The organism is Ancylobacter defluvii, assembly GCF_018390605.1.
Classification (GTDB): domain Bacteria; phylum Pseudomonadota; class Alphaproteobacteria; order Rhizobiales; family Xanthobacteraceae; genus Ancylobacter; species Ancylobacter defluvii.
Map to the genome: position 1 here is coordinate 183,261 of NZ_JAHBGD010000028.1, position 22,287 is coordinate 205,547.

The 22,287-nt window shown below is 69.5% G+C and carries 22 protein-coding genes; 4 read left to right on the top strand and 18 right to left on the bottom strand.

Annotated elements, in window-relative coordinates; all coding sequences use genetic code 11:
• Positions 1 to 46 precede the first annotated feature (46 nt).
• The 12 genes from lnt to KHC24_RS24305 all read right to left on the bottom strand — a co-directional run bounded on the left by lnt (position 47) and on the right by KHC24_RS24305 (position 11,052).
• Positions 47 to 1,744, bottom strand: a complete 1,698-nt coding sequence (gene lnt, locus KHC24_RS24250; RefSeq protein WP_213366892.1) for an apolipoprotein N-acyltransferase — start codon at positions 1,742 to 1,744, stop codon at positions 47 to 49.
• Positions 1,734 to 2,951 (bottom strand): hemolysin family protein, encoded by a 1,218-nt coding sequence (locus KHC24_RS24255; protein ID WP_213366894.1) that lies wholly within the window; start codon positions 2,949 to 2,951, stop codon positions 1,734 to 1,736. The genes lnt and KHC24_RS24255 overlap by 11 nt, the downstream gene beginning before the upstream one ends.
• A gap of 6 nt (positions 2,952 to 2,957) precedes the next feature.
• Positions 2,958 to 3,476 (bottom strand): rRNA maturation RNase YbeY, encoded by a 519-nt coding sequence (gene ybeY / locus KHC24_RS24260; RefSeq protein ID WP_213366896.1) that lies wholly within the window; start codon positions 3,474 to 3,476, stop codon positions 2,958 to 2,960.
• The gene (locus KHC24_RS24265) at positions 3,473 to 4,618 is read right to left on the bottom strand and encodes a PhoH family protein (RefSeq protein ID WP_213366898.1); all 1,146 of its coding nucleotides are present in this window, start codon (positions 4,616 to 4,618) and stop codon (positions 3,473 to 3,475) included. Before KHC24_RS24265 ends, ybeY begins: the two co-directional genes overlap by 4 nt.
• A gap of 38 nt (positions 4,619 to 4,656) precedes the next feature.
• Positions 4,657 to 6,150, bottom strand: coding sequence for a tRNA (N6-isopentenyl adenosine(37)-C2)-methylthiotransferase MiaB (gene miaB, locus KHC24_RS24270; RefSeq protein ID WP_213366900.1), 1,494 nt, complete (start codon positions 6,148 to 6,150; stop codon positions 4,657 to 4,659).
• A gap of 229 nt (positions 6,151 to 6,379) precedes the next feature.
• Positions 6,380 to 7,144, bottom strand: coding sequence for a lyso-ornithine lipid O-acyltransferase (gene olsA, locus KHC24_RS24275; protein WP_213366902.1), 765 nt, complete (start codon positions 7,142 to 7,144; stop codon positions 6,380 to 6,382).
• Between the two features lie 3 nt (positions 7,145 to 7,147).
• Positions 7,148 to 7,579 carry a Fur family transcriptional regulator gene (locus KHC24_RS24280; protein WP_213366904.1) on the bottom strand — a complete coding sequence of 144 codons (432 nt, stop codon included), beginning with the start codon at positions 7,577 to 7,579 and terminating at the stop codon, positions 7,148 to 7,150.
• A gap of 101 nt (positions 7,580 to 7,680) precedes the next feature.
• A complete protein-coding gene (gene rimI / locus KHC24_RS24285; protein WP_213366905.1) occupies positions 7,681 to 8,178 on the bottom strand; it encodes a ribosomal protein S18-alanine N-acetyltransferase in 498 nt (165 codons plus the stop codon).
• A 25-nt stretch (positions 8,179 to 8,203) separates the two neighbouring features.
• Positions 8,204 to 8,887 (bottom strand): tRNA (adenosine(37)-N6)-threonylcarbamoyltransferase complex dimerization subunit type 1 TsaB, encoded by a 684-nt coding sequence (gene tsaB / locus KHC24_RS24290; protein WP_213366908.1) that lies wholly within the window; start codon positions 8,885 to 8,887, stop codon positions 8,204 to 8,206.
• A gap of 165 nt (positions 8,888 to 9,052) precedes the next feature.
• Complete coding sequence (locus KHC24_RS24295; protein ID WP_213366910.1) at positions 9,053 to 9,607, bottom strand: NifU family protein; 555 nt, start codon at positions 9,605 to 9,607, stop codon at positions 9,053 to 9,055.
• Between the two features lie 69 nt (positions 9,608 to 9,676).
• Positions 9,677 to 10,510: a hypothetical protein gene (locus tag KHC24_RS24300; protein WP_213366912.1), complete on the bottom strand. Its 834-nt coding sequence runs from the start codon at positions 10,508 to 10,510 to the stop codon at positions 9,677 to 9,679.
• A 44-nt stretch (positions 10,511 to 10,554) separates the two neighbouring features.
• Positions 10,555 to 11,052, bottom strand: a complete 498-nt coding sequence (locus tag KHC24_RS24305) for a universal stress protein (RefSeq protein ID WP_213366914.1) — start codon at positions 11,050 to 11,052, stop codon at positions 10,555 to 10,557.
• A 290-nt stretch (positions 11,053 to 11,342) separates the two neighbouring features.
• Between KHC24_RS24305 and KHC24_RS24310 the strand changes: the two genes are divergently transcribed.
• A complete protein-coding gene (locus tag KHC24_RS24310) occupies positions 11,343 to 12,155 on the top strand; it encodes a CbbQ/NirQ/NorQ/GpvN family protein (protein WP_213366916.1) in 813 nt (270 codons plus the stop codon).
• Positions 12,152 to 14,437, top strand: coding sequence for a nitric oxide reductase activation protein NorD (locus tag KHC24_RS25580; RefSeq protein ID WP_213366918.1), 2,286 nt, complete (start codon positions 12,152 to 12,154; stop codon positions 14,435 to 14,437). The genes KHC24_RS24310 and KHC24_RS25580 overlap by 4 nt, the downstream gene beginning before the upstream one ends.
• A gap of 60 nt (positions 14,438 to 14,497) precedes the next feature.
• On the opposite strand, the gene KHC24_RS24320 is transcribed toward KHC24_RS25580, so the two are convergent.
• From KHC24_RS24320 to KHC24_RS24330, 3 genes are all read right to left on the bottom strand, one after another.
• The gene (locus KHC24_RS24320) at positions 14,498 to 15,538 is read right to left on the bottom strand and encodes an aliphatic amidase (protein ID WP_213366920.1); all 1,041 of its coding nucleotides are present in this window, start codon (positions 15,536 to 15,538) and stop codon (positions 14,498 to 14,500) included.
• Positions 15,539 to 15,892: 354 nt separating this feature from the next.
• Positions 15,893 to 16,540 carry an ANTAR domain-containing response regulator gene (locus tag KHC24_RS24325; protein WP_213366922.1) on the bottom strand — a complete coding sequence of 216 codons (648 nt, stop codon included), beginning with the start codon at positions 16,538 to 16,540 and terminating at the stop codon, positions 15,893 to 15,895.
• 3 nt (positions 16,541 to 16,543) lie between these two features.
• On the bottom strand, positions 16,544 to 17,710 hold the full coding sequence (locus KHC24_RS24330; RefSeq protein ID WP_213366924.1) for a transporter substrate-binding domain-containing protein: 1,167 nt from the start codon (positions 17,708 to 17,710) through the stop codon (positions 16,544 to 16,546).
• Between the two features lie 333 nt (positions 17,711 to 18,043).
• On the opposite strand from KHC24_RS24330, the gene KHC24_RS24335 reads away from it, so the two are divergent.
• Together KHC24_RS24335 and KHC24_RS24340 are read left to right on the top strand one after the other, a co-directional pair.
• The gene (locus KHC24_RS24335) at positions 18,044 to 19,117 is read left to right on the top strand and encodes a catalase family peroxidase (RefSeq protein ID WP_213366926.1); all 1,074 of its coding nucleotides are present in this window, start codon (positions 18,044 to 18,046) and stop codon (positions 19,115 to 19,117) included.
• Positions 19,118 to 19,141: 24 nt separating this feature from the next.
• Complete coding sequence (locus KHC24_RS24340; RefSeq protein WP_213366928.1) at positions 19,142 to 19,711, top strand: cytochrome b; 570 nt, start codon at positions 19,142 to 19,144, stop codon at positions 19,709 to 19,711.
• Between the two features lie 545 nt (positions 19,712 to 20,256).
• Here the strand turns inward: KHC24_RS24340 and KHC24_RS24345 are convergent.
• From KHC24_RS24345 to KHC24_RS24355, 3 genes are all read right to left on the bottom strand, one after another.
• On the bottom strand, positions 20,257 to 20,850 hold the full coding sequence (locus KHC24_RS24345; protein WP_213366930.1) for a CarD family transcriptional regulator: 594 nt from the start codon (positions 20,848 to 20,850) through the stop codon (positions 20,257 to 20,259).
• Between the two features lie 382 nt (positions 20,851 to 21,232).
• A complete protein-coding gene (fdxA, locus tag KHC24_RS24350; protein ID WP_213366932.1) occupies positions 21,233 to 21,568 on the bottom strand; it encodes a ferredoxin FdxA in 336 nt (111 codons plus the stop codon).
• A 402-nt stretch (positions 21,569 to 21,970) separates the two neighbouring features.
• Positions 21,971 to 22,276, bottom strand: coding sequence for an RNA-binding S4 domain-containing protein (locus KHC24_RS24355; protein WP_213366934.1), 306 nt, complete (start codon positions 22,274 to 22,276; stop codon positions 21,971 to 21,973).
• Between the last annotated feature and the right edge of the window lie 11 nt (positions 22,277 to 22,287).

The window sequence follows — 22,287 nt, forward strand, 5'->3', positions numbered from 1 at the left end:
CATCGATCAGGGCAGGCAGTCTAGGCAAACTACGCGCACACGTCGATCAATCCCTGCGTGTATATCCTCGTTGCGATGCAAAGGCGAGTAGCAGGAACAAGACGAGGAGGAAATTGGATACAGAACTGCCAATATTAGCATAAATGGTCGACGCAAGTGCTTGCGGCAATGCGCCATCAAGCACGCCGCGCGCACCCAGCGGTAGCATGGCAACCACGCGGCCGAGCGGATCGACAATGGCGGAGATGCCGTTATTGGTGGCGCGAACCAGAGGCAGCCCCTGCTCGATCGCCCGCATGCGAGCTTGCTCGAAATGCTGGAACGGTCCAGGGGTCTCGCCAAACCAGGCATCGTTACTGACGTTGAGTAACAAACCCTGACGGGGCTGATCATAAGATTTGCTTGCCGATACAATTTCGGCGGGGAATATTGCTTCGTAACATATTAACGGCAAAACCGGGGGTAGTCCCGGAATTTCCATCGGTTTACGGGTGTCGGCGGCAGAAAAACCGCCGCGCACACGCGTAAGTTGCTGCAGTCCCAGCGCTTCCAGCGTTTCCTGGAACGGTAGGTATTCGCCGAACGGAACGAGATGCACCTTGTCGGCGGTGGCGAGGGTCCGGCCCTGCGAATCCAGGGCGAGCAGGCTGTTATAGACCGCCGGCCGCCGGCCGTTCGGCCGCTCCTCCAGCCGCCCGCCGCCGGTGATCAGCGTCGTGCCCTCCGGCAGCATGGCGCGCAGCCGCGCCAGTGCCTCCGGTTCGCGCTCGATGAAGAACGGGAAGGCGGATTCCGGCCAGAACAGGTGGGTGATGCCCTCAAGGCCGCCGGCGCTCTCGCTGGTGGCGACATAGAGGTCCATCACGCTGCGCCGGGCATCGTAGCGGAATTTCTGGTCCTGCGGCAGGTCGGGCTGCATGATGCGCAGCTTCACCCCCGGCACCGTGCCGACCTCGACATGGGCGAGCCGCCAGGCGCCGCCGATCCACAATGCCGCCAGCACCAGGGCGGCGGCGAGCGGCGGGCCGAGGCGCGCGCGCCAGCGGCGCGAAGCGTCGAGCAGCGCCGCCGGCGTCGACAGGCAGGCGAGGGTGATCAGGCACAGCCCGGCGATGCCGAATACCGCGCTCGCCTGGGCGAAGTTGAGGTCGCTGCCCAGCGCATAGCCGAAATTGTTCCACGGAAAGCCGGTGAGCAGGGTGCCGCGCAGCCCTTCGGCCAGCGTCATCACCGCGGCGAAGCCGAGGAAGCGCGCCGATCCGCGCGGCCAGATCAGCATGCAGGCGCTGGCGCCGAGGCCGGTATAGAGTGCCAGATAGGCCGGCAGCCCCAACACGGCGAACGGCATCAGCCAGGCGAAATCGTCCGCCTGCACCAGGAAGGCGGCGCCGATCCACCACAGGCCGGCGACGAAATAACCCATGCCGAAGCACCAGCCGAGCCCGAAGGCGGGGCGCAGCGCCGCCCAGGCCGGCGCCTGCCGCGCCCGCACGCCGTCTCTGACGCCGTCGAGCAGCAGCACCAGCACTGGCAGGGTCAGCCCCAGCAGCGGCCAGATGTTGAAGGGTTGCAGGGCCAGTGCCGAGACGGCACCGGCGGCGAGCGCGATGAGCGCCCGCCGGCCGTAAGGGCCCTCCCGCAGCAGGGCGGCGAGACGGCTCCACCGGTCGGTTGCCGGCGGGCCGGCGACGGAGCGGTCGCCGGCCGGGCCCGCCGCGCCGGCGGGCAGCGGATCACGCCGCATCGGGTCCGCGGAGCGCGGCGCGCGGATCGGCGCTTGACTGCTGGGCCGGCGGCGGCAGGCTGGCGGTGGACGCCCGCCCGGCCGGTTCGGCCTCGCGCGGCCCATGCCCGTTGCCGCGGGCAGGCGAGATGCGCAGACGCTTGACCCGGCGCGGATCGGCGTCGAGCACCTCGATCTCGAAGGCACCGGGGCCGGCGACGATCTCGCCGCGCACCGGCACCCGCCCGGCCAGCGTCACCAGGAGGCCGCCGAGCGTATCGACCTCTTCGGCCTCCTCACCATTGGCGAAGGCCGGGTCAACCATCTCGGCGACCTCGTCGAGGCCGGCGCGGGCATCGGCGATGAAGCTGCCATCCGGCTGGCGGGCGATCATCGGCGCCTCGTCGTCGTCATGCTCGTCTTCGATGTCGCCGACGATCTCCTCGACCAGGTCTTCCATCGAGACGATACCGTCGGTGCCGCCATATTCGTCGATGACGAGTGCGAGATGGATGCGGCTCGCCTGCATGCTGGCGAGCAGTTCGATCGAGGGCATGGAAGGCGGCACAAACAGCAGCCGGCGGATCAGCCGCGCGGCGCTCAGCGAGGCGGAGAGGTCGATCGCCTTGAGGTTGAAGGCCGGTGCCGGCTTGGCATCGCTGCCGAACTTGGCGTCGCTGCCGCCGGATCGTGCGTCTCCCGGTTCGGCCTTCGGGTCGCGCGCCCTGCCGAGCGCGGTCGGCGGGCGCGAGGTCATCGCCCGCTGGGTGAGGTGGGTGACGAGGTCGCGGATATGCACCATCCCCACCGGGTCGTCGAGCGTGTCGTCATAGACCACGAGGCGGGAATGGCCGGCATCGGCGAAAACGGCGAGCAACTCGCCGAGCGGGATGTCCTTCTGTACTGCGATGATGTCGGCGCGCGGCACCATCAGGTCGCCCACCCGCCGCTCGCGCAGTTCCAGGATGCTTTTCAGCATCGCGCGCTCGGTCGCCGACAGATCGGCGGTGAAATCGGCATTGGAGGCCAGCGCCTCGGCCAGATCGCTGCGCAGCGAGCCGGTGGTTCGCCAGCCGCCGATCAGGTGGCGGAGCCGGTCGAGAAGTCCCCCCCGCCCCTCGCCGGCGCGCGGCTCGGTGGGGAGCGGGGTTGGACTTATGCTGGTCCCTGTACTTGGCCCTTCGCTGGCGTCTGCGGGGGGCGGCGTCTTGGAAACGGGATCGGACATGGCCTTCTAGTGGGTTTGATGAACAGGTTCGGTCTCGGCATAGGGATCGGCGATGCCGAGGCCGGACAATATCCGCCGCTCCATCGCCTCCATCTCCTCCGCTTCGTCCGGTGTCTCGTGGTCGAAGCCGAGCAGATGAAGCATGCCGTGAACGGCGAGATGCGTCAGGTGGTCGTCGAAGCTCTTCTCCTCGGCGGCCGCCTCGCGGGCGACGGTCTCATAGGCGATGGCAATATCGCCCAGATGGGGCTCGCCTGCCTCCCGCGCCACCTGCGGCGTCGGGAATGATAGCACGTTTGTCGCCTTGTCCTTCGAGCGCCAGTCGAGGTTGAGCGTGCGGATGCCGGCGTCGTCGGTGAGCATCACCGCGACCTCGCCCTGCTCGATGCCGAGATCGTACTCCTCCATCGCCCCCGCATGGGCGGCGCGGATCGCCCGCGACACCAGGCCGGCGGCCTCGGCATGCGCCGGCCAGGGGCCGGCGGCGACGAGGACATCGACCGCGATGGTAGAGCCGTCGCTCATCGCGGCGGCTCCTCGACGGTTGCCGGCTGCTGTGCCGGCGCTGGCGCTTCCGGCGGGGCGGCGGGGCGGCGGGCGGCGGCGGCCTTGCCGTCATAGGCGGCGACGATGCGGCCCACCAGTTCGTGGCGCACCACGTCGGCGGCATTGAAGCGGCACACCTCGACGCCCTCGACATTCTCCAAGAGCCCCACCGCCTCGGCAAGGCCGGAGGTCTGGCCCGGCGGCAGGTCGATCTGGCTCGGATCGCCGGTGACGATCATGTGCGAGTTCTCGCCCAGGCGGGTGAGGAACATCTTCATCTGCATCGAGGTGGTGTTCTGCGCCTCGTCGAGGATGACGCAGGCATTGGCCAGCGTGCGCCCGCGCATGAAGGCCAGCGGCGCGATCTCGATCTCGCCAGAGGTCAGTGCCCGCTCGACATAGTTGCGGTCCATCAGATCGTGCAGCGCGTCGTAGATCGGCCGCAGATAGGGGTCGACCTTCTCCTTCATGTCGCCGGGGAGGAAGCCGAGCCGCTCGCCGGCTTCCACCGCCGGGCGCGAGAGGATCAGCTTGTCGACAATCCGCCGCTCCAGCAGGTGCACGGCATAGGCGACGGCGAGCCAGGTCTTGCCGGTGCCGGCCGGGCCGACGCCGAACACCAGCGTCTGCCGCTTCAGCGCGCGGATATAGGCGTCCTGCGCCAGCGTGCGGGCGCGCACCGGGCGGCGGCGCAGCTGGATCTCGTCGAAGCTCTGCTTCTTGGTCGCCGGGTCGAAGTCGAACAGGAAGCCCTGCGAGGCCGCCTCGCGCAGCACGCCCTCGACATCGCCGGGGGCGATCTCGCCGCCCTTCTTCAGCCGGGCATAGAGCGTCTCCAGCACGTGCCGCGCCTGGTCGCAGGCCTCGCGCGGGCCTTCGAGCGTGACATGGTTGCCGCGTTGCTCGGCGACAATGTCGAGCCGCCGCTCGACGGTGGCGAGGTTCTGGCCGTAATTGCCGAACAACAGGCTGGCCAGCCGGTTGTCGTCGAAGGCGAGCACGATCTGGCTCGACGTGTCGGTGTCGGGGGTCAGCCAGCGGGCCGTCGAAGCTGTCGAGGCCGTCTGTGCCGCGGTTCCGCTGCCGCTCCCGCTGCCGCGCGCGCCCGTCCGGGTCGCCACCAGCGTCCGATCCGTATCCGATCCCCCACGACGCACCATCACGCCTCCAGTTTTTCGCCCTGCCCCACTAAGCTCGTGCCGGACGGCACGCCCTCGGGCCAGAATTCGCCCGCGACGATGTCGCCGGAAAGACTCTTGGTGCTGACGTCGCGCACGACCACGCTGGCGAGCGTACCGATCGCCTCGCGCGGGGCGAGCACCACCACGGACTGGAGATAGGGCGAGCGCCCGATGAGCTGGCCGGGCAGCTTGCCGGGCTTTTCCAGCAGGATATCGAAGCGCCGGCCGCGGCAGGCGGCGTCGAACGCCGCCTTCTGCTTGTCCAGCAGCGCCTGCAACGCATAGATGCGCTCGTTCATCGCCGCCTCGGGCACCTGCGCGCCCATCCCCGCCGCCGGCGTGCCGGGGCGCGGCGAGTATTTGAACGAGAACGCGCCGGCAAAGCCGACCTTGTCCACCAGATCCATGGTGTCGGCGAAATCGGCGTCGGTCTCGCCGGGGAAGCCGACGATGAAGTCGGAGGAGAAGGCGATGTCCGGCCGCGCCGCCCGCACCTTGGCGACCAGCTCGAAATAGGCCTCGCGCCCGTGCTTGCGGTTCATCGCCGCGAGGATGCGGTCGGAGCCGGACTGCACCGGCAGGTGCAGATAGGGCATCAGCGCGGGCATGTCGCGATGGGCGGCGATCAGCTCGTCATCCATGTCGCGCGGATGGCTGGTGGTGTAGCGGATGCGGGCGATGCCCGGCACCTCGCCGACGCGGGCCATCAGCTCGGCGAGGTTGGCGCTGCGGCCGTGATCGTCGAGGCCGTGATAGGCGTTGACGTTCTGGCCGATCAGCGTCACCTCGCGCACCCCGCCCTCGGCGAGGCGCTTCACCTCGTCGAGGATGCGCCCGAGCGGGCGGGACACTTCGGCACCGCGCGTATAGGGCACCACGCAGAAGGTGCAGAACTTGTCGCAGCCTTCCTGCACGGTGACGAAGGCGGTCGGGCCGCGCTTGGCGATCGCCTGCTTGCTCGGCGGGGCGAGGAAGTCGAACTTGTCCTCGACCGGGAACTCGGTCTCCACCACGCCGCGGGCATCCTGGCCCTGCTTTTCCTGGGCGCGGGCCACCAGTTCCGGCAGCTTGTGGTAGCTCTGCGGCCCGACCACCAGGTCGACGACGCGGGCGCGCTTGATGATCTCGGCGCCTTCGGCCTGCGCGACGCAGCCGGCCACCGCCACCATAGGCTTGCGGCCGGCTTCTTCCTGCGCCTTGCGCAGCCGTCCAAGCTCGGAATAGACCTTTTCCGCCGCCTTCTCGCGAATGTGGCAGGTGTTGAGGATGATGAGGTCGGCATCATCAGGCTTGTCGGTCTCGACATAGCCTTCCTTCGCCATGGTGTCCGTCATGCGCTGGGCGTCATAGACGTTCATCTGGCAGCCGAAGGAGCGGACGTAAATCTTGCGCGCGTTACCCGGCTCGCGCGTCTCGCGCGACGCTTCCAGTTGACGCGTTTCCAGTTGACGCGCTTCGTGCGTTTCACTCATGGCGTATCGATCGACCCGCCCTGTTCGGCCGTCCCGGCCACAGGGTCGCTGAAGGTTGAGGGCACGGCGCGCACATCATGCGCCCGTGACGAGGCGCCTCCGCTTACCGCCGCTCGTTCCCAGGTCGAGATCGTGTACGTCTCCTCGGTCGACACCTGATCTTTGTTTAGCGGGATTCCCGGCAAAAGGAAATGAGCCGCCGCGCCGATTTCCCCCGCCGCCCGCGCTGTCACGCCGGCCGGGGATTCAGCGCTTCCGCCATCATGGCGCGCACCGCGGCTTCGGCGTGGCTGGTTGCCGTCTTGCGGTCGGTCCCGGCGATCGGGGCGCCGAAGCGCAGCTCCACCTCGATGCCGCCGCGCCGCAGCACCTCCATCAGATGCGGGGCGAGGTCCATGTCGCCGTACCACGCGACCAATGGCCGCCGCGCCCGGCCGAGCGGCACCCCGCCCTGTGCCACATAGGCGATGGCCAGCGGCTGCAGGGTGGCGGGCCGGCCTTCGGCACTCGGCCGGGCGGCGCCGACCAAAGCGGAGCGAAACGGCAGCACCCGGTTGCCGTCGCTCGAGGTGCCCTCGGCGAACAGCACCACGGGATCGCCGCCGTCGAGCCGGTCGGCGATCTCGGCGCTGACCCGCCCGGTGGCGGCGCGCGCCTGCCGGTCGACGAAGATGGTGCGCTGCAGCCGGGCGAGCAGCCCGATGCCCGGCCAGCCGGCGACCTCGCTCTTGGCGATGAAGCCCAGCGGGAACTGCGCGCCCAGCACGGCGATATCGAGCCAGGAGACATGGTTGGAGAGGATCATCAGCGGCCGATCGGCCGCCGGCGCGCCGATCACCCGTACCTTGACGCCGAGCATCGCCAGCACGAAGCGGTGATACAGCACCGGAATCCACCGCCGGGCGTCGAGTGTGAACCGCACCGCCACCCACTGGCAAGGAATGCCGATCAGCGTCGCGATCAGCACCGGCACCAGCACGAGGACGGGGCGCACGGTCTATTTCTTCGGCGTGGAATCGAGCGGCACGCCATAGAGCTCCAGCCGGTGGCCGACGAGGCGGAAGCCGAGCTTGCGGGCGATCTCTTCCTGGAGGTGCTCGATCTCTTCCGAGCGGAACTCCACCACCGTGCCGTTGCGCAGGTCGATCAGGTGGTCGTGGTGTTCGTCCGGCACCGGCTCGTAGCGCGAGCGGCCGTCGCGGAAGTCGTGGCGCTCGATGATGCCGGCGTCCTCGAACAGCTTCACCGTGCGGTAGACGGTGGAGATCGAGATCCGGTCGTCTACCGCCACGGCGCGGCGATGCAGTTCCTCGACGTCGGGATGGTCCTGCGCATCGGCGATGACGCGCGCGATCACCCGGCGCTGGTCCGTCATGCGCAGGCCCAGCGTGACGCAGGCCTCCTCGATGGCGGTCGGCTTGTCGGTCATTCGCGCCTCGTCTCCTTTGCCCTGCTTATGGCGCAACCCGTCGGTTGAGGGCAACCGTTTCCTCCGGCGCTATCCCCCGTCGGAATGCGCGCGCCGCGGCTTCACGCGAGGTCGCGCCGCATGGCGATCGCCGCCACCGGCTTCCCCGCCGCGTCGCGATAATAGCCGGGCCGGCGGCCGATCTCCCGGAAGCCGGTTTTCTCGTAAAGCGTCACCGCCGGCCGGTTGCCCTCCTCGACCTCGAGGAACAGCGTTGCGATGCCCTCGGCGGCGAGGCGGGCCATCGCCTTCTGCACCAGAGCGCGGCCGATGCCGCCGCCGCGATGGCTGCGCGCCACCGCGATCGAGAGGATCTCCATTTCCGGCGCCACGCCGTGCAGCAGGATGAAGCCGGTCACCCGGCCGCCCGGTCCCTCGGTCGCCACCAGCGCCCGGCTCAGCCGGTCGGCGAGCAGGCGCTCGAATTCCGCCGCCTCCCAGCCGAAGCGGAAGCTTGCCGCATGCAGCGCCGCCAGCGCCTCGGCATCGGCGGCGGCGGCGGGGCGGAAGGCTGGCGGTGCGCGCCAGGCCCGGGTGATGTCGGTGATCTTCCAGCTCATCGCCCGGCCCGTCGTCCTCGCGTGGTCAGCGGCGGGCGATGCGGGCCGCCGTCTGCGGCTTGGCGTCGGCGTCGCGCAGATAGAGCGGCCGCGGCTCGGATTTCGCCGGGTCGGCCACCGAGGCGAGTCGGGCCAGCCAGACCGGGTCGGGGGTGTTGGTGGCGACGATCTCGAGCGGCGCCGGCGCGGTGGCCGGCCAGGCGCTGGCGAGCAGCGGCCCGCCGGAGCCGACCAGCCGCGCCGGGCCGTTGGCCACCGCGCGCACCGCGTCCTTCAGGGCGAGCTGGCGGGCCGACACCATCACCCGGCCGCCGGGGCCGATCATCTGGATGTAGAGATTGTCGTGCCGGGCATCGATGGCGGCGACCACCGGCACGCCGTCATCCTCGGCCAGCAGCGGGGCGGCGAGCGTCGCCAATGTCGAGATGCCGATCACCGGCCGTCCGGTGGCGAGGCCGAAGCCGCGCGCCGCCGATAGCCCCACCCGCAATCCGGTGAAGCTGCCCGGCCCCACGGTGACGGCGAACAGGCCAATATCGCTGAATTCGCGGCCGGATTCGACCATGACCCGGTCGACCATCGGCACCAGCGCCTCGGCATGGCCGCGCGCCATCGCCTGCGAGGCACGCGCCAGCGTCCGGTCGCTTGCGATGTCGTGTAGGGCGACGGAGCAGGCCTCCAGCGCGGTATCGAGGGCGAGAATCAGCATGGCGCCATTATCCTTCGCCTCACCATGCACATGGGCGGCGGGCGAGGCAAAGCCCCGCCGGGTCGCCTCTCCACAAGCGGCCTACCGGCGTCGCATCGCGCCGGACACCTAAAGACGGCGGCGCCGTATGGCGCCGGATACCCCGGAGGCGGTAGCGCGGGCCGGTCAGACCGGCCGCACTTCGACGACATCCGGCACGAAATGCCTGAGCAGGTTCTCGATGCCGTTCTTCAGCGTCGCGGTGGAGGACGGGCAGCCGGAGCAGGAGCCCTTCATGGCGAGGAACACCACGCCGTCCTTGTAGCCGCGGAAGGTGATGTCGCCGCCGTCATTGGCCACCGCCGGGCGCACGCGGGTGTCGATCAGCTCGCGGATGGTATCGACGAGCCCGGCATCCTTCGCCTCGTAGAAGGCGTCGTCCTCGGTATGTTCGTGCTCCTCCGGCAGCACCGGCTGGCCGGAGACGAAATGCTCCATGATGGCGCCGAGGATCGCCGGCTTCAGATGCGCCCATTCGGCGCGATCCTTGGTGACGGTCACGAAGTCGGAGCCGAAGAACACGCCGGTGACGCCGGGAATGTCGAACAGCTTGGCCGCCAGCGGCGAGCGGCCGGCTTCGTCGGGATTGCGCGCCTCGAAGGTGCCGGCGCCGAGCACGCTGCGCCCGGGCAGGAACTTCAGCGTGGCGGGATTCGGGGTCGGCTCGGTCTGGATGAACATGGGATGCTCCTGGCCTACCGGGGTTCAAGGCCCCGGCGACGTGGGTCTGGTATGGTTATAAATAGGCGCTCATCGCCGCCAAAGGAAGCCTTGGCGCAGACGGTCCCACCGGCTCGGCACCAGCTCCGGCGCCGCCAGCATGCGCCCGAGCGGCGAGGAGGGCGGCACGGCCGAGAGATCGAGCCGGCGCAGCATCTCGTTATAGAGGTGGAGGCACTGCGTGCGCGGCGTCACCAGGTCCTCGACGGTCAATTCCGGGTCGAGCAGCCGGTGCACCTGCGTGTAATGCAGCGGATAGAACGCCTCCGTCGGCAGCGCCTTGCCGTCGACGCCGCAATCCTTCGCCAGCCAGGTGATGGCGCGCGGCCCGAGTACGCCCCAGGGCATGTCCTGGACGCTGGTGGGGCGGCCCTGCCGGGCGTTCTCCCGGAGCTCGGCCTGCAATTCCTCCGGCAGCCAGGGCGGGATCGGCGTCGGGTCGTCGGCCACCGCGTTGAGGGCGCGCAGCAGCGCGGAGTCCTTCGGCAGGCGCAGCACCGCGCCGTTGATATGGACGTCGTCCTCCCAGCCCAGCAGATACGCCGCCCGCTCCACCGGCTTGAGGCAATAGACGTCGCAATCGACATAGAGGCAGTCGTAGCGCTGCAGCAGCCGGTAGCGGAACACGTTGGCGAACAGGGCGTAGCTGCCGGTCTCGCGATGGCGGATGATCCGCTCCGGCGGCACCAGGCGGGTGGCATCGGCGAAGGCGACACCCGGCGGCAGGTCGTGTGGGCGCTGGTAGCTGTGCAGGGTGACCGGATGGCCGGCCCGCACGAAGGAGGCGAGGCAGGCCCGCGCCATCGGCCCGAGCGCCGGGCCGATCCAGAAGGCGTGCACGGGCATGAGGAAACCGAACGGCATGAGGCGCTCCTTGATCGGGCGGGCTGGGCACGGATCGGGCGGCGTCAGGCCAGGGCGTCGATCTCGGTGTCGGACAAGCCGCCGGGCACGATGGTGACCGGGATCGGCAGGCCATTGAGCAATCCGCCGGCGAGCGCGGCGATCAGCGGCCCCGGTCCCTCGCTGCCGGTGCCGGCCGCGAGCACCAGTATCGCGATGTCCTCGTCGGCTTCGATGACCTTGAGGATTTCGCCGGCGACGTCGCCTTCGCGCACCGCCTGCTCCGGCTCGATGCCGGACAGGTTGCGGGTGCGGGCGGCGAAGTGGTCGAGCCGTGCCTGCGCCTTGTCGGTCGCCTCGGCGCGCATCAGTTCGGCGACGCCGAGCCACTGGCTCTGCACGTCGGCGAGTTCCAGCACCGCCAGCATCACCACCCCGCCCTGGGTGCGGGCGGCGCGGCGGGCGGCGTAGTAGACCGCCCGGTCGCATTCCGGCGTGTCGTCGATGATCACGAGGAACTTCCGGCGATGGCCGGGCTCATGGCTCTGGCGCCTGCGCGGCATGAATGGTCACTCCCCCCATGCCGGGGCGCAGCGCGTCCCGACGGCTCCTTCTACCACGGGGGAAGGCGAAGCGAAGCCGGCGCTTTCCCGGCCACCTGCCGGCGGCCATGCCGCTTGCGCAAGCGGAGCTGCTGCGGAATGATGAGCACCGGAAAACCGCCGCCGCACAGAGCCGTGCGCGGCAAGGGCATGGAAGCCCGGTCCCGAGCTCGCCGCTCGGGCCGGGCTTTTTTGTGCCTGTCGCCCGCCCTCCGTCGCCCTCGTCTCACGCCGCTTGCAGGAGCCACCCCATGGATGCCGATCCGCCGGACCTCGATTGCTTCCGCCTCGTCGACGAGCCCTATTACACCCCGGTCGGCAACGAGATCGCGCTGTTCGAGGCGGCGTATCGCGCCCAGGTGCCGCTGATGCTCAAGGGCCCGACCGGCTGCGGCAAGACCCGCTTCGTCGAGCACATGGCCTGGCGGCTGCAACGCCCGCTGATCACCATCGCCTGCCACGAGGACATGACGGCGGCCGATCTCGTCGGCCGCTATCTGCTCGATGCGCAGGGTACGGTGTGGCGCGACGGGCCGCTCACCCAGGCGGTGCGCGGCGGCGCCATCTGCTATCTCGACGAGATCGTCGAGGCGCGGCAGGACACCACGGTGGTCATCCACCCGCTCACCGACGAGCGCCGGGTGCTGCCGCTCGACAAGCGCAACGAGGTGGTCGCCGCCCCTTCCGGCTTCTTCCTCGTCATCTCCTACAACCCCGGCTACCAGAGCGCGGTGAAGGATTTGAAGGAATCGACCAAGCAGCGCTTCGCCGCCATAGACTTCACCTATGCCGCGGCGGCGCGGGAGGCCGACATCGTCGCCCGCGAGGCCGGCATCGATGCCGGCCTCGCCGAGAAGCTGGTGCGCATCGCCGCGGCCTCGCGCAATCTCGGCCACCGGGCGCTGGAGGAGGGCGCCTCCACCCGCACGCTGATCCGCGCCGGCAAGCTGATCGCGCGCGGCATCGGCGCGGCCGAGGCCTGCGACATGGCCATCGTCGCCCCGCTCACCGACGATGCCGACACCCGCGGCGCGCTGCGCTCGGTCGTGGCGGCCTGCCTGTGACGGCGGCGCTGCGTCGCGATCCCGACCCCGACGCTTCGGCGGCGCTGGAACGCCTGCTGAGCCGCCGGCCGGCGCTGCATGCCGGCTTCCTCGCGGCGCAGGCGCAGGCCCGGCGCCATCTCGGCGCGGCCGGGCTGCCGCATTGGGCGGCGCTGGTGGGCGCGCTCTATCACGCCAATGCCGGCCCGGCGGTGCTGGAGGCGCTGTGGGGCATCGAGCGGCGCATCCTGCCCGGCGCCGGCCTCGACACCGAGGCGACGCTCTGGCAGGCCACCCGCACGCTGTGCCGCCACGCCGGCAGCCGCACCACCCTTGCCATTCTCGGGCCTCTCGCCGCCCGCCTCTCCTATGGCGGCGACGGGCGCGAGTTGGCGGCCCGCCTCGCGGCGCTGGCCGGCCTCGCCGAGCGGGCGCCGGACGCGCTGGCACCGCTCGCCGCGGTGCTGGCGCAGGTGATGCAGGAACTGCCGCCGGAGCCGATGGCGCAATGGCTCGCCGATGGCCTCGCGCTGCATGCCACGGATCGCCGCCGCCGTGCGGCGTATTTCGGGCTGGAGGACCCGCTGGCGCGGCGCCGCCTCGCCGACCTCGCCGGTGCCGTGCGCTTCGCCCCGCATGAGGAGCGGCTGAAGCTGGTGACGCAGGCGCTGTTCGGCCTCGCGCCGGAGGTGCGGGTCATCGCCGATCCGGCCCTGATCCGCCCTCGCCTCGCCGGCGGCCTGCTGCTGATGCCGCAGGGTTTTCCCGATCTGCGCGCGGAGGATGCCGCCGCCTTCTTCGAGGCGGCGGTGACGCATGCCGCCTGCCATGGGGCCTTTACCCGCGCGCGCTTCACTGTTGGGCGGATGAAGCCGGTGCAGATCGCTCTCGTTTCGTTGCTGGAGGATGCCCGCGTCGAGCGGCTGGCGGCGCGCGCCTATCCCGGCCTCGGCCGGCTGTGGCGCCGCTTCCACACGGCGGAGGCGGCGAGCGCCCGCACCGTCGCCTCCCTCTTCGCCCGCCTTGCCCGCGCCCTCGCCGACCCGGATTTTCGCGATGAGGATGGCTGGATCGCCAAGGCGCGCGCGCTGTTCGAGCGCGCCTTCACCGAGGATGCCGGGCGGCAGGGCTTCGTGCCGGAGATCGCCCGCATCCTCGGCCACGACCTCGGCCAGCTGCGCATCCCCTTCGACACGAAGGCCTATCGCGTCGAGCCGGCCTATCGCGACGACGGGCTCGGCCTGTTCGACTGGGACGAGACCGATCCCGATAATGACGACGTGCTGGAGCTCGTCGTCGAAGCCGCCCGCCTGCGGCAGGAGGAGGCCGACGCCGCCCCGCCGGATTCGGCCCCCGCGCCCGCCGGCGGCGCCCGCATGAAGGGCGCCGTCCCCCAGGAGGAGAGCACCATTGCCGGCCTCTACCCGGAATGGGACCACCGCCTGCGCACCGAGCTTGCCGACCATGTGACGGTGCGGCTGCATGCGCCGGCTGCCGTTGGCGCCTCCGCGCTTAAGGCGCGGCTCGACGCGGCGGGCTCGATCGCCGCCCGCCTCGACGCGCTGATGCGCCGGGCCCGCCTCGACCGGCCGACCCGGCTGCGCCGCCGCCTCGACGGCGAGGAGATCGATCTGGAGGCGGCGCAGGAGGCGATGCTGGCCCGTCGCCTCGGCGAGCTGCCCGATCCGCGCATCCACGCGCTGAAGCGCCGGCAGGGCCGCGACGTGGCGCTGATGCTGCTGCTCGACGTCTCGCAATCCACCGCCGATCCGGTCGGCCGCGACGGCGAGAGCGTGCTGTCGACCGCCGCTCTGGCCGTGGGCCTGCTCGGCGCGGCGCTGGACGGCGTCGGCGATCCCTTCGCCGCGCTCGCCTTCGCCTCCAACGGCCGCGAGGACGTCCGCATCACCGAGCTGAAGCGCTTCGCCGAGCGCTGGGAGGCCGCCCTGCCGCGCCTTGCCGGCCTGCGTCCGGCCTATTCCACCCGCCTCGGCGCCGCCATCCGCCACGGCGCCGCCGGGCTCGCCGCGCAGGCGACGCATCGCCGGGTGCTGGTCGTCGTCACCGATGGCGAGCCCTCCGACATCGATGTCGAGGACGAGGCCTATCTCGCCGAGGATGCCCGCCGGGCGGTGGCAGACGCGCGCGGGCAGGGGCTCGACGTGTTCTGCGTCGCCCTCGGCGCCGTCGCCGACCGGGCCGCGGCCGCCATTTTCGGCCGCCGCAACAGCTTCCCGATCACGCGGGTGGAGGAACTGCCGGCACGGCTGGCGGCGCTGTATTTCCAGCTCACCGTGCGCTGAGGCAAAAGCCGACGGAGGGTTGACCTCCGCCGGCGAGGCTGGCTGCGGAAGCGCGCCGGCTCAGCGATGCCCGGCGGCGAGCTTGGTCGGGATGCCCTCGATCGGGCAATCCTCCACCCCCGGCGCGGCGCGGGTGATCGCCTCCACCCTGTCGCGGGTGCCCTCCGGATCGTCGGCCCACTGCCTGTAGAACTGGAACGGCAGCGCGCAGCTGCCGCGCGGGTCGTCGCCGGAATTGATCATGCCGGTGTAGCCGCGGTGCAGCAGCTTGTAGAGGTGGTTCTGCGCCTGGCCCTTGCTGCGCGCCTCGCGGATCAGCGGCACGGAGAGCTGGGCGAACTGGATGCCCATCTCCTCGGTGCCGCATTCGCCCAGCGTGCGCCCGTCGAAGCCCACCACCGCCGAATGGCCGAAATAGGTGTAGACGCCGTCGAAGCCGGCGGCGTTGGCCACCGCGACATAGACATTATTGGCCCAGGCCATCGCCTTGGCCATCAGGATCTGCTGCTCCTTGGCCGGATACATGTAGCCCTGGCAGCGCACGATCAACTCGGCGCCCTTCATGGCGCAATCGCGCCAGATCTCGGGATAATTGCCGTCGTCGCAGATGATCAGGCTGATCTTCAGCCCCTTGGGGCCTTCCGAGACATAGGTGCAGTCGCCGGGATACCAGCCCTCGATCGGCACCCAGGGCATGATCTTGCGGTATTTCTGCACGATCTCGCCCTTGTCGTTCATCAGGATCAGCGTGTTGTAGGGCGCCTTGTTCGGGTGCTCCTCATGCTGCTCGCCGGTGAGCGAGAACACCCCCCACACGCCGGCGGTGCGGCAGGCCTCGGCGAAGATCTCGGTCTCCTCGCCGGGCACGGTGGCGGCGGTCGCGTACATCTCCTTGGGATCGTACATGATGCCGTGGGTGGAGTATTCCGGGAAGATCACCAGGTCCATGCCGGGCAGGCCCTGCTTCATGCCGATCAGCATCTCGGCGATCTTGCGGGCATTGGCCAGCACCTCGGCCTTGGTGTGCAGGCGCGGCATCTTGTAGTTGACCACCGCGACGCCGACCGAATCCCGGCTTGAGGTGATGTCTCCGTGTTGCATGGCGTTCCTCCGTGGAAGGCGGCCCGTGTGGGGCCGCGGTCGGGTTGGGGGCAAAGGCGGGTACACCGCGGCGCAGGCGAGCGGCCGCAACCGGCGCGAGCGCGGCGCGTCAATGCGGCGGCGGGCGCCGCGGAAGCAGGATGGCAACGGGTCGACAGCCCTGTCGGACCCGGAAAAACAAAAAAGCCCGGCAACCCCTCGCGGGGCGGACCGGGCTACCTAGCCAAAGCGGGAGGACAGCACTGTCCGTTCCCACTTGCCGACAAAAGCGGCATGCTCGAAATCGAGCCCAACAAGCTAAACATCCTTCCCCGGCAAATGCAAGGCTGCTCCTCAAAGACGGATTCTACAGAGTTACTTCCGCAAGGGCTGCGGCGCCGGCATCGGCTCCTTCGCCTTCAATAGTTCGCCGGCGTTCAGCAGCTCGTTGGCATTGATGATCGAGGTGGCGATCTCGTCCATGGAGATGCGCTTGCCCATCGCCTGCTGGCGGATGGTCTCATAGGCAGCCTCCTCGCCGATGCCGTGGAGCGCCATCAATATCGCCTTGGCCTTCTGGATGCGCTGCATCGAGGAGAGCCGGCGCTCCAGCTTGGCGAGGCGCTTGGCGCCGTCGAGCCGCTCCTGCCACAGCCCGCGCGCCAGCAGGAGGTTGGTGAGCACGCCGAACGGGCGGATCGGCCGGTCCATCGCCGCCAGCACGCCGATGTCGAACAGGATCTCCAGCGTCGAGGGGTTCTCATAGTCGACGATGGCGATGATCGCCGGCGGGATGCCGTCGATGTTCTTGCACAGCTTGAGGATGTCGGCGCGGTATTCGTGGTCGACGGAGAGGAACACCACCGCCACATTGGCCGGGATGTCGCGCGGGATCGGCCAGGTCGCCTCGGCGTGGCAGCCGATGCGGCGCAGATGCTCGGTCAGCATGCGCCCGTCGGCATCGGCCGGGTGGACGACGAGGACCGGAAGCCCCTTCAGGCTCTTGAGCGGCGGCATGGCCATGGCTCAGCCGATCCCCGCCGGCTGCGCCCCGAGCGACCAGTCGTCGAGGGTCGAGGAGGCGAAATAGGGATCCGGGGTGATGCGCCGGCGCGGGTCCCACACCACCTCGAAGCGGGCACGGGCATCGAGCTTCGCCACTTTCGGCCACAGGAAGCAATGGTTGTTGGCCGGGTCGATGGCGACCAGCCCCTGCGGCGCCTCGAACTGCACCTGGCCGAGCGCCTCCACCACCGCGTCGCGGGCGGTCGAGCGCGCCTGCGCCACCGCGCGTGCCGCGAGATGCACCTGGAAATAGGCGGCTTCCGCCGCGGCGGTGACCGGCACCTCCAGCCCGACATGCTGGCGCCAGGCGGCGAGGAAGGCGCGGTTGCGCGGGGTGTCGAGGCTCTGGAAATACGGCGCGGCGGTCAGGTGCCCCTGCGCCGCCTCCGCCGGCATCTCCGCCACCTCCGCCTCGCTGGTGGTCAGGCTGGCGATCGGCCGGCGCCCGGCGTCGAAGCCGGCGCGGCGATAGCCCTCATAGAACTGCGCCGTGCCCGAGCCGACGATGGTGGAGAACACCGCATCCGGCTCCAGCCGGGCGATCTTGCGCAGCACGCGCTCGAAATCCTCCGGCTTCGGGTCGAGCGGCACATAGATCTCGTCGAGAATGCGCCCGCCGGCCGCGGTGACGAGATCGGAGAAGATGCGGTTGGATTCGTAGGGGTAGATGTAGTTGGAGCCGACCAGCAGCATGCGCGGGCCATAGTGCTGCATCAGGTAGCGCACCAGCGGCTGCGAGTTCTGGTTCGGCACCGCGCCGGTGTAGATGCAGTTCGGCGAATAGTCGAAGCCCTCATAGAGGGTGGGGTAGAACAGCAGCGCCCCGCGCGCTTCCACCACCGGCAATACCGCCTTGCGGGTGCTCGACATGTAGCAGCCGAACAGCAGGCGCACGCCCTCTTCCTCGACCAGCCGCGTCGCCTCGCGGCGGAACACCTTGGGATCGGCCTCGCAATTCCCGCCAATGCCGACCAGTTCGCGCCCGGCGACGCCGCCGGCGGCATTGATCTCGGCGATGGCGAGCCGGGTGGCGCTCAGCTGGGTGCGCTCCACCGCCGAGGTCACGCCGGTGTGCGAGAACAGGATGCCGATCGGCAGCGGGCTGTGGTCCCAGTCGTCATGCGACATTGCCGGCCATCCTCACAAAAAAAGCCCCCGCCGCGGGTGTCGCGGACGAGAGCTCCAACGCTCGTGCCAGTCCCCGCATCCGCACTGATGCAAGGCCGACGCCAGAAGGCTAGCGCGGTGCCCCGGCCCTCGCAACCCCTTGGTGGCGCGGCGGAGGCGGTCCCGCTGCCCGATTTCCTGCGCGCCCGTTCCTCACGCCGCCGGCGTGCGATCCGGCAAGCGAAGGAGCGAATGGACAAGTCGGGAGCGGCAGGGCAGCCTAGAATGGCTCTACCTTGGGCCGTCTCGCCTGCGCCGGGCCTTCCGGGTGGGCCGAACATCGGAAGCTATCTCATGGCTCAGTCGCCTCGACCGACCTCCCGTGCGGCGATCGGCTCGCTTGTCCTCATTGCCGGTGTCGTCGCCGTCGGCGCCGGGGCATTCGCCTATACCGGCGGCTTCCTGTCGCCGGAGCGTCTCACGCCGCCGAAGCTGGTCGCCGCGCTGGCGCCGCCGGGCGGGCCGGCGCTCGGCCACCGGCGCAACCATGCCAAGGGCATCTGCTTCACCGGCGTGTTCCGGTCGAACGGCCAGGGCGCGGCGCTGTCCCGCGCGCCGATGCTCGCGGTCGGCGACTATCCGGTGGTCGGCCGCTTCAATCTCGGTACGCCGGACCCGAGCGCGCCGGACGCCACCGTACGGGTGCGCGGTCTCGGGCTGCAGATCACGGCGGGCGGGCAGGTGTGGCGGGCGGCGATGATCGATCCGCCCTTCTTCCCGGTCGCGACGCCCGACGCGTTCTATGCGCTGCTCGAAGCCGGCCACAGCAAGCAGCCGGACGCGATGAAGAATTTCGTCGCCGCCCATCCGGAATTGCCCGCCTTCGGTGCCTGGGCCGGCAGCGCGCCCTATATGGCGAGCTATGCCGAGGACCAGTTCAACAGCCTCAACGCCTTCATCTTCACCGATGCTGCCGGGGCCGCCCATGCGGTGCGGTGGTCGTATAAGCCTGAAGCGCAGCCTCAGCCGCTGAGTAAGGACGATTTCGCCAAGCTCGGCCCGGATCATCTGGAAACCGAGATCGCCGAGCGGGTGGCGGGCGCGCCGCAGCGCTGGACGCTGGTGCTCACCGTTGCCGAGCCGGGCGACCCCACCGCCGATCCCAGCAAGGCCTGGCCGGAGGGGCGACGCACGGTGGAGGCCGGCACGCTGGTGGTCGAGAAGGTCGAGGACGAGCGCGACGGCCCTTGCCGCGACATCAATTTCGACCCGACTTTGCTGCCGGACGGCATAAGCGTCTCCGACGATCCGTTCCCGGCCGCCCGCTCCGCCGCCTATGCGCGCTCCTACAATCTGCGCACCGCCGAGTGGAAGGACTATCCCTACCAGGCGCCGGCCGGTGCCGCCCCGCAAGCCAAGCAGCCCTGACAAGCAGTCATGAACGGTGATCCGATGAGCTCCGATTCCGCGCATTTCACCGTCCTCCAGCGCGCGCTGCACTGGCTGATGGCGATCGGCATCCTCGCCATGCTGTTCATCGGCGTCGGCATGGTGTCCACCGTGGCGCCGAAATACCTGCCGCTGGTGGAGACCCACAAGACGCTCGGCATCGCCATATTGGTGCTGGCGCTGTTCCGGCTGGCGGTGCGCTTCATCTATGGTTCGCCGCCGCTGCCGGCCTCGATGCCGGCGCCGATGAAGCTCGCCGCGCATCTCTCGCATTACGGCCTCTATGCGCTGATGATCGGCATGCCGCTGATCGGCTGGGCGATGCTGTCGGCCGGCGCCTACCCGGTGGTGCTCTATGGCGGCATCCGCCTGCCGGCGATCCTGCCGCAGAGTGATCAGCTGCACGCGCTGCTGTGGCAGGCGCATGTGTATCTCGCCTTCGCCTTCTTCGCGCTGATCCTGATGCATCTGGCGGCGGGGCTGTTCCACGCGCTCATCCGCCGCGACGGCGTGTTCGAGAGCATGTCGCCGCTTCCCGCCGGTACGCGCCCGGAGACCACGCCGGCCGAATGACCGGGCGCCTGCGGTTGCGGCGGTGGGCGGATAGCGGGCCGGTCAGCCGGTCAGTGAGGCGCCGCTCCGGTGCGAAGGAATCATGCCGGACCGGGTGGGCGTCGTGCCTCAGTACGTCCCGCCGCCCTGCCTAAGGGCTGAGCCGTCCGAGGATTGCCGGCGGTTTCGTGCTTCTACGATTCGGCGCCGCACCAAGGCGGTGGGGATGATCCCCCTCGGGGCGCCGCCGTACCGGGAGGCGCCGGGTCATGGCGCTGCCATTGAACCACGCCCGGCATCGCCGCGGCGGGTCGGCGTAATCCCGTGCCGGCAAGGCTCCGCGGGTTTGTCGGTCCACCGCGGGGGCCGGCACCGAGGTCGCGCAACGCGAAAAGCCGCCAAGCCGATCCGGCCGCCGGCGAAGCCCGGCACGACATCGCTGCGGCCCGCGCCTCGAAAGCCACACTCGCCTGGCTCACCCGCCGCCCATTCCCGCCATCGCCACGGCACAAAAGAAAAGCCCGGCGCGAGGCCGGGCTTCCCGTGTCGTCAAAAAGCGCCAGCGCTCAGGCGGCGGCTTCCTCGGTGTCGGCGTCGTCAGCCTCCTCGACCTCGGCCTCCTCGCCCTTGCCGAGCCGGCGCGGACCCTTCTGGAGGTTGGCTTCGATCGACTTGATCGCCTCGGTCTCGGTCAGGTTCTCCACCGCCGCCAGCTCGCGGGCCATGCGGTCGAGCGCCGCCTCGTAGAGCTGGCGCTCGCTGTAGGACTGCTCGGGCTGCGCGTCGGAGCGATAGAGATCGCGGACCACTTCGGAAATGGCGACGATATCGCCGGAATTGATCTTGGCTTCATATTCCTGGGCGCGGCGGCTCCACATGGTGCGCTTCACCCGGGCGCGGCCCTTAAGCGTCTCCAGGGCCTTCTTCATCACCGCCGGCTCGGAAAGCTTGCGCATGCCCACCGACGCGATCTTCGGCACCGGGACACGGAGCGTCATCTTGTCTTTTTCGAAATGGATGACGAAAAGTTCGAGCTTGAAGCCCGCCACTTCCTGCTCTTCGATCGACGTGATGCGCCCGACGCCATGCGACGGATAGACGATATGCTCGCCCGTCTTGAACCCCTGACGGACGTTGGTGGACGGCTTCTTCGTCGACATGCTGAGCCTGCTCCTGGGTCTCTGTTCTTCGGCACCCGACCACCTCGGCCGGCTTGCCGTCCCGGATCGCTCCGGGCATAAGACACACCCGGCACCGGTGGATACCGATGCCGTACCATCAGCCGAAAACGGAAAATCGGGTATCTCCGGCACGCGCGCGAAGGCGTGTCAGACCGAACCCTTCATCAATTCCGGGGAGGGCGCTCCAAATCCGGAGCGTTGCGCCATGGCAAACCCAATCGACTGCTCGAAAGAGGTTATAGCACAATTTCGCACAGAATCAAAACACTGCCGCAACGCAGCGCGCGTGCGACCTCGATGTCGCGCGCGGGGTACAGGCGTCCGGCGGTCTGTCGGGGCGTGCGCGACGCACGCCGCTCCGTCAGTCCTGCTTAGCGGGTTCCGGCGAGAGATACTGTAGCTTGTCGGCTACACCATCCCATTCCTTCGCCTCCGGCAGCGGGTCGCGGCGCTCGGTGATGTTGGGCCACACCTTGGCGTATTCCGCGTTCAGCGTCAGCCACTTCTCCAGCCCCGGCTCGGTGTCGGGCTTGATCGCCTCGGCCGGGCATTCCGGCTCGCACACGCCGCAGTCGATGCATTCGTCGGGGTGGATGACCAGGAAGTTCTCGCCCTCGTAGAAACAGTCGACGGGGCACACCGAGACGCAGTCGGTGTACTTGCACTTGATGCAATTGTCCGTCACGACGTAGGGCATTTATCCTATCTCCGTGCGGGACGCGTGATTTACCCGCGGCCCTTACCTAGCGCATGTTCCGCAAAAACCGAAATGCCTTTTGCGAGGAGAACATGCTCCCGATCATCGAACCGAGAGCGTTTCGGCGGGATATCGCATCCGGCCGAGGAGCGCTCTAGCGCACCGCCTGCCGCCGCGCAACCGGACATCGGCGGCGAAGCCCGCCGCATATCTGCCGGCCGCGACGACCAGACCTGCACGAGTAGCAGACCTGCGTAAATGGCAGGGCTGGACGTCGGCCGGTTTGAACGACGCACGGCCGTTCGCGAATTCCGCCCCGCCTGCGGCTCGAAACAGCCGTGAGCCTCGAAACAACCCCGAGCCTCGAAGGGCCAGAAACGTCGAAATGGCCCGAGCGAGAAGCTAACCGGCGCTCCGCTCGGCATCGTCGCCCGCCTGCGACGGCGTGCTGATGTCCAGATAGGTGGCCCGCGCGGCCTGCGCATCCCCCCGGCGCTCGGAAAATCCGATCACCTTGAGCAACCGCACCCGGCCGGCGAGCGCGACGGTCAGCACGTCGCCGAGCCGGACCGCCTGCGCCGGCGCGCCGACCCGCGTGCCGTTCAGCCGCACATGGCCGGCGCGAACCAGCTCGGCCGCGGCGCTGCGGGTGCGCACGCAGCGCGCGTGCCACAGCCAGACGTCGAGACGATGTCGCTCGCCGGCCAAGCAGGCGCCTC

Coding starts and splice junctions, on each gene's coding strand:
- rimI (WP_213366905.1), bottom strand. CDS start 8,178: ATGAGCTGGAAGATCACCGACATCACCCGGGCCTGGCGCGCACCGCCA.
- KHC24_RS24340 (WP_213366928.1), top strand. CDS start 19,142: ATGAGCTCCGATTCCGCGCATTTCACCGTCCTCCAGCGCGCGCTGCAC.
- miaB (WP_213366900.1), bottom strand. CDS start 6,150: ATGAGTGAAACGCACGAAGCGCGTCAACTGGAAACGCGTCAACTGGAA.
- lnt (WP_213366892.1), bottom strand. CDS start 1,744: ATGCGGCGTGATCCGCTGCCCGCCGGCGCGGCGGGCCCGGCCGGCGAC.
- KHC24_RS24320 (WP_213366920.1), bottom strand. CDS start 15,538: ATGCAACACGGAGACATCACCTCAAGCCGGGATTCGGTCGGCGTCGCG.
- KHC24_RS24310 (WP_213366916.1), top strand. CDS start 11,343: ATGGATGCCGATCCGCCGGACCTCGATTGCTTCCGCCTCGTCGACGAG.
- ybeY (WP_213366896.1), bottom strand. CDS start 3,476: ATGAGCGACGGCTCTACCATCGCGGTCGATGTCCTCGTCGCCGCCGGC.
- KHC24_RS24300 (WP_213366912.1), bottom strand. CDS start 10,510: ATGCCGTTCGGTTTCCTCATGCCCGTGCACGCCTTCTGGATCGGCCCG.
- KHC24_RS24255 (WP_213366894.1), bottom strand. CDS start 2,951: ATGTCCGATCCCGTTTCCAAGACGCCGCCCCCCGCAGACGCCAGCGAA.
- KHC24_RS24330 (WP_213366924.1), bottom strand. CDS start 17,710: ATGTCGCATGACGACTGGGACCACAGCCCGCTGCCGATCGGCATCCTG.
- KHC24_RS24345 (WP_213366930.1), bottom strand. CDS start 20,850: ATGTCGACGAAGAAGCCGTCCACCAACGTCCGTCAGGGGTTCAAGACG.
- KHC24_RS24280 (WP_213366904.1), bottom strand. CDS start 7,579: ATGACCGACAAGCCGACCGCCATCGAGGAGGCCTGCGTCACGCTGGGC.
- KHC24_RS24305 (WP_213366914.1), bottom strand. CDS start 11,052: ATGCCGCGCAGGCGCCAGAGCCATGAGCCCGGCCATCGCCGGAAGTTC.
- KHC24_RS24335 (WP_213366926.1), top strand. CDS start 18,044: ATGGCTCAGTCGCCTCGACCGACCTCCCGTGCGGCGATCGGCTCGCTT.
- KHC24_RS24325 (WP_213366922.1), bottom strand. CDS start 16,540: ATGGCCATGCCGCCGCTCAAGAGCCTGAAGGGGCTTCCGGTCCTCGTC.
- tsaB (WP_213366908.1), bottom strand. CDS start 8,887: ATGCTGATTCTCGCCCTCGATACCGCGCTGGAGGCCTGCTCCGTCGCC.
- fdxA (WP_213366932.1), bottom strand. CDS start 21,568: ATGCCCTACGTCGTGACGGACAATTGCATCAAGTGCAAGTACACCGAC.
- KHC24_RS24295 (WP_213366910.1), bottom strand. CDS start 9,607: ATGTTCATCCAGACCGAGCCGACCCCGAATCCCGCCACGCTGAAGTTC.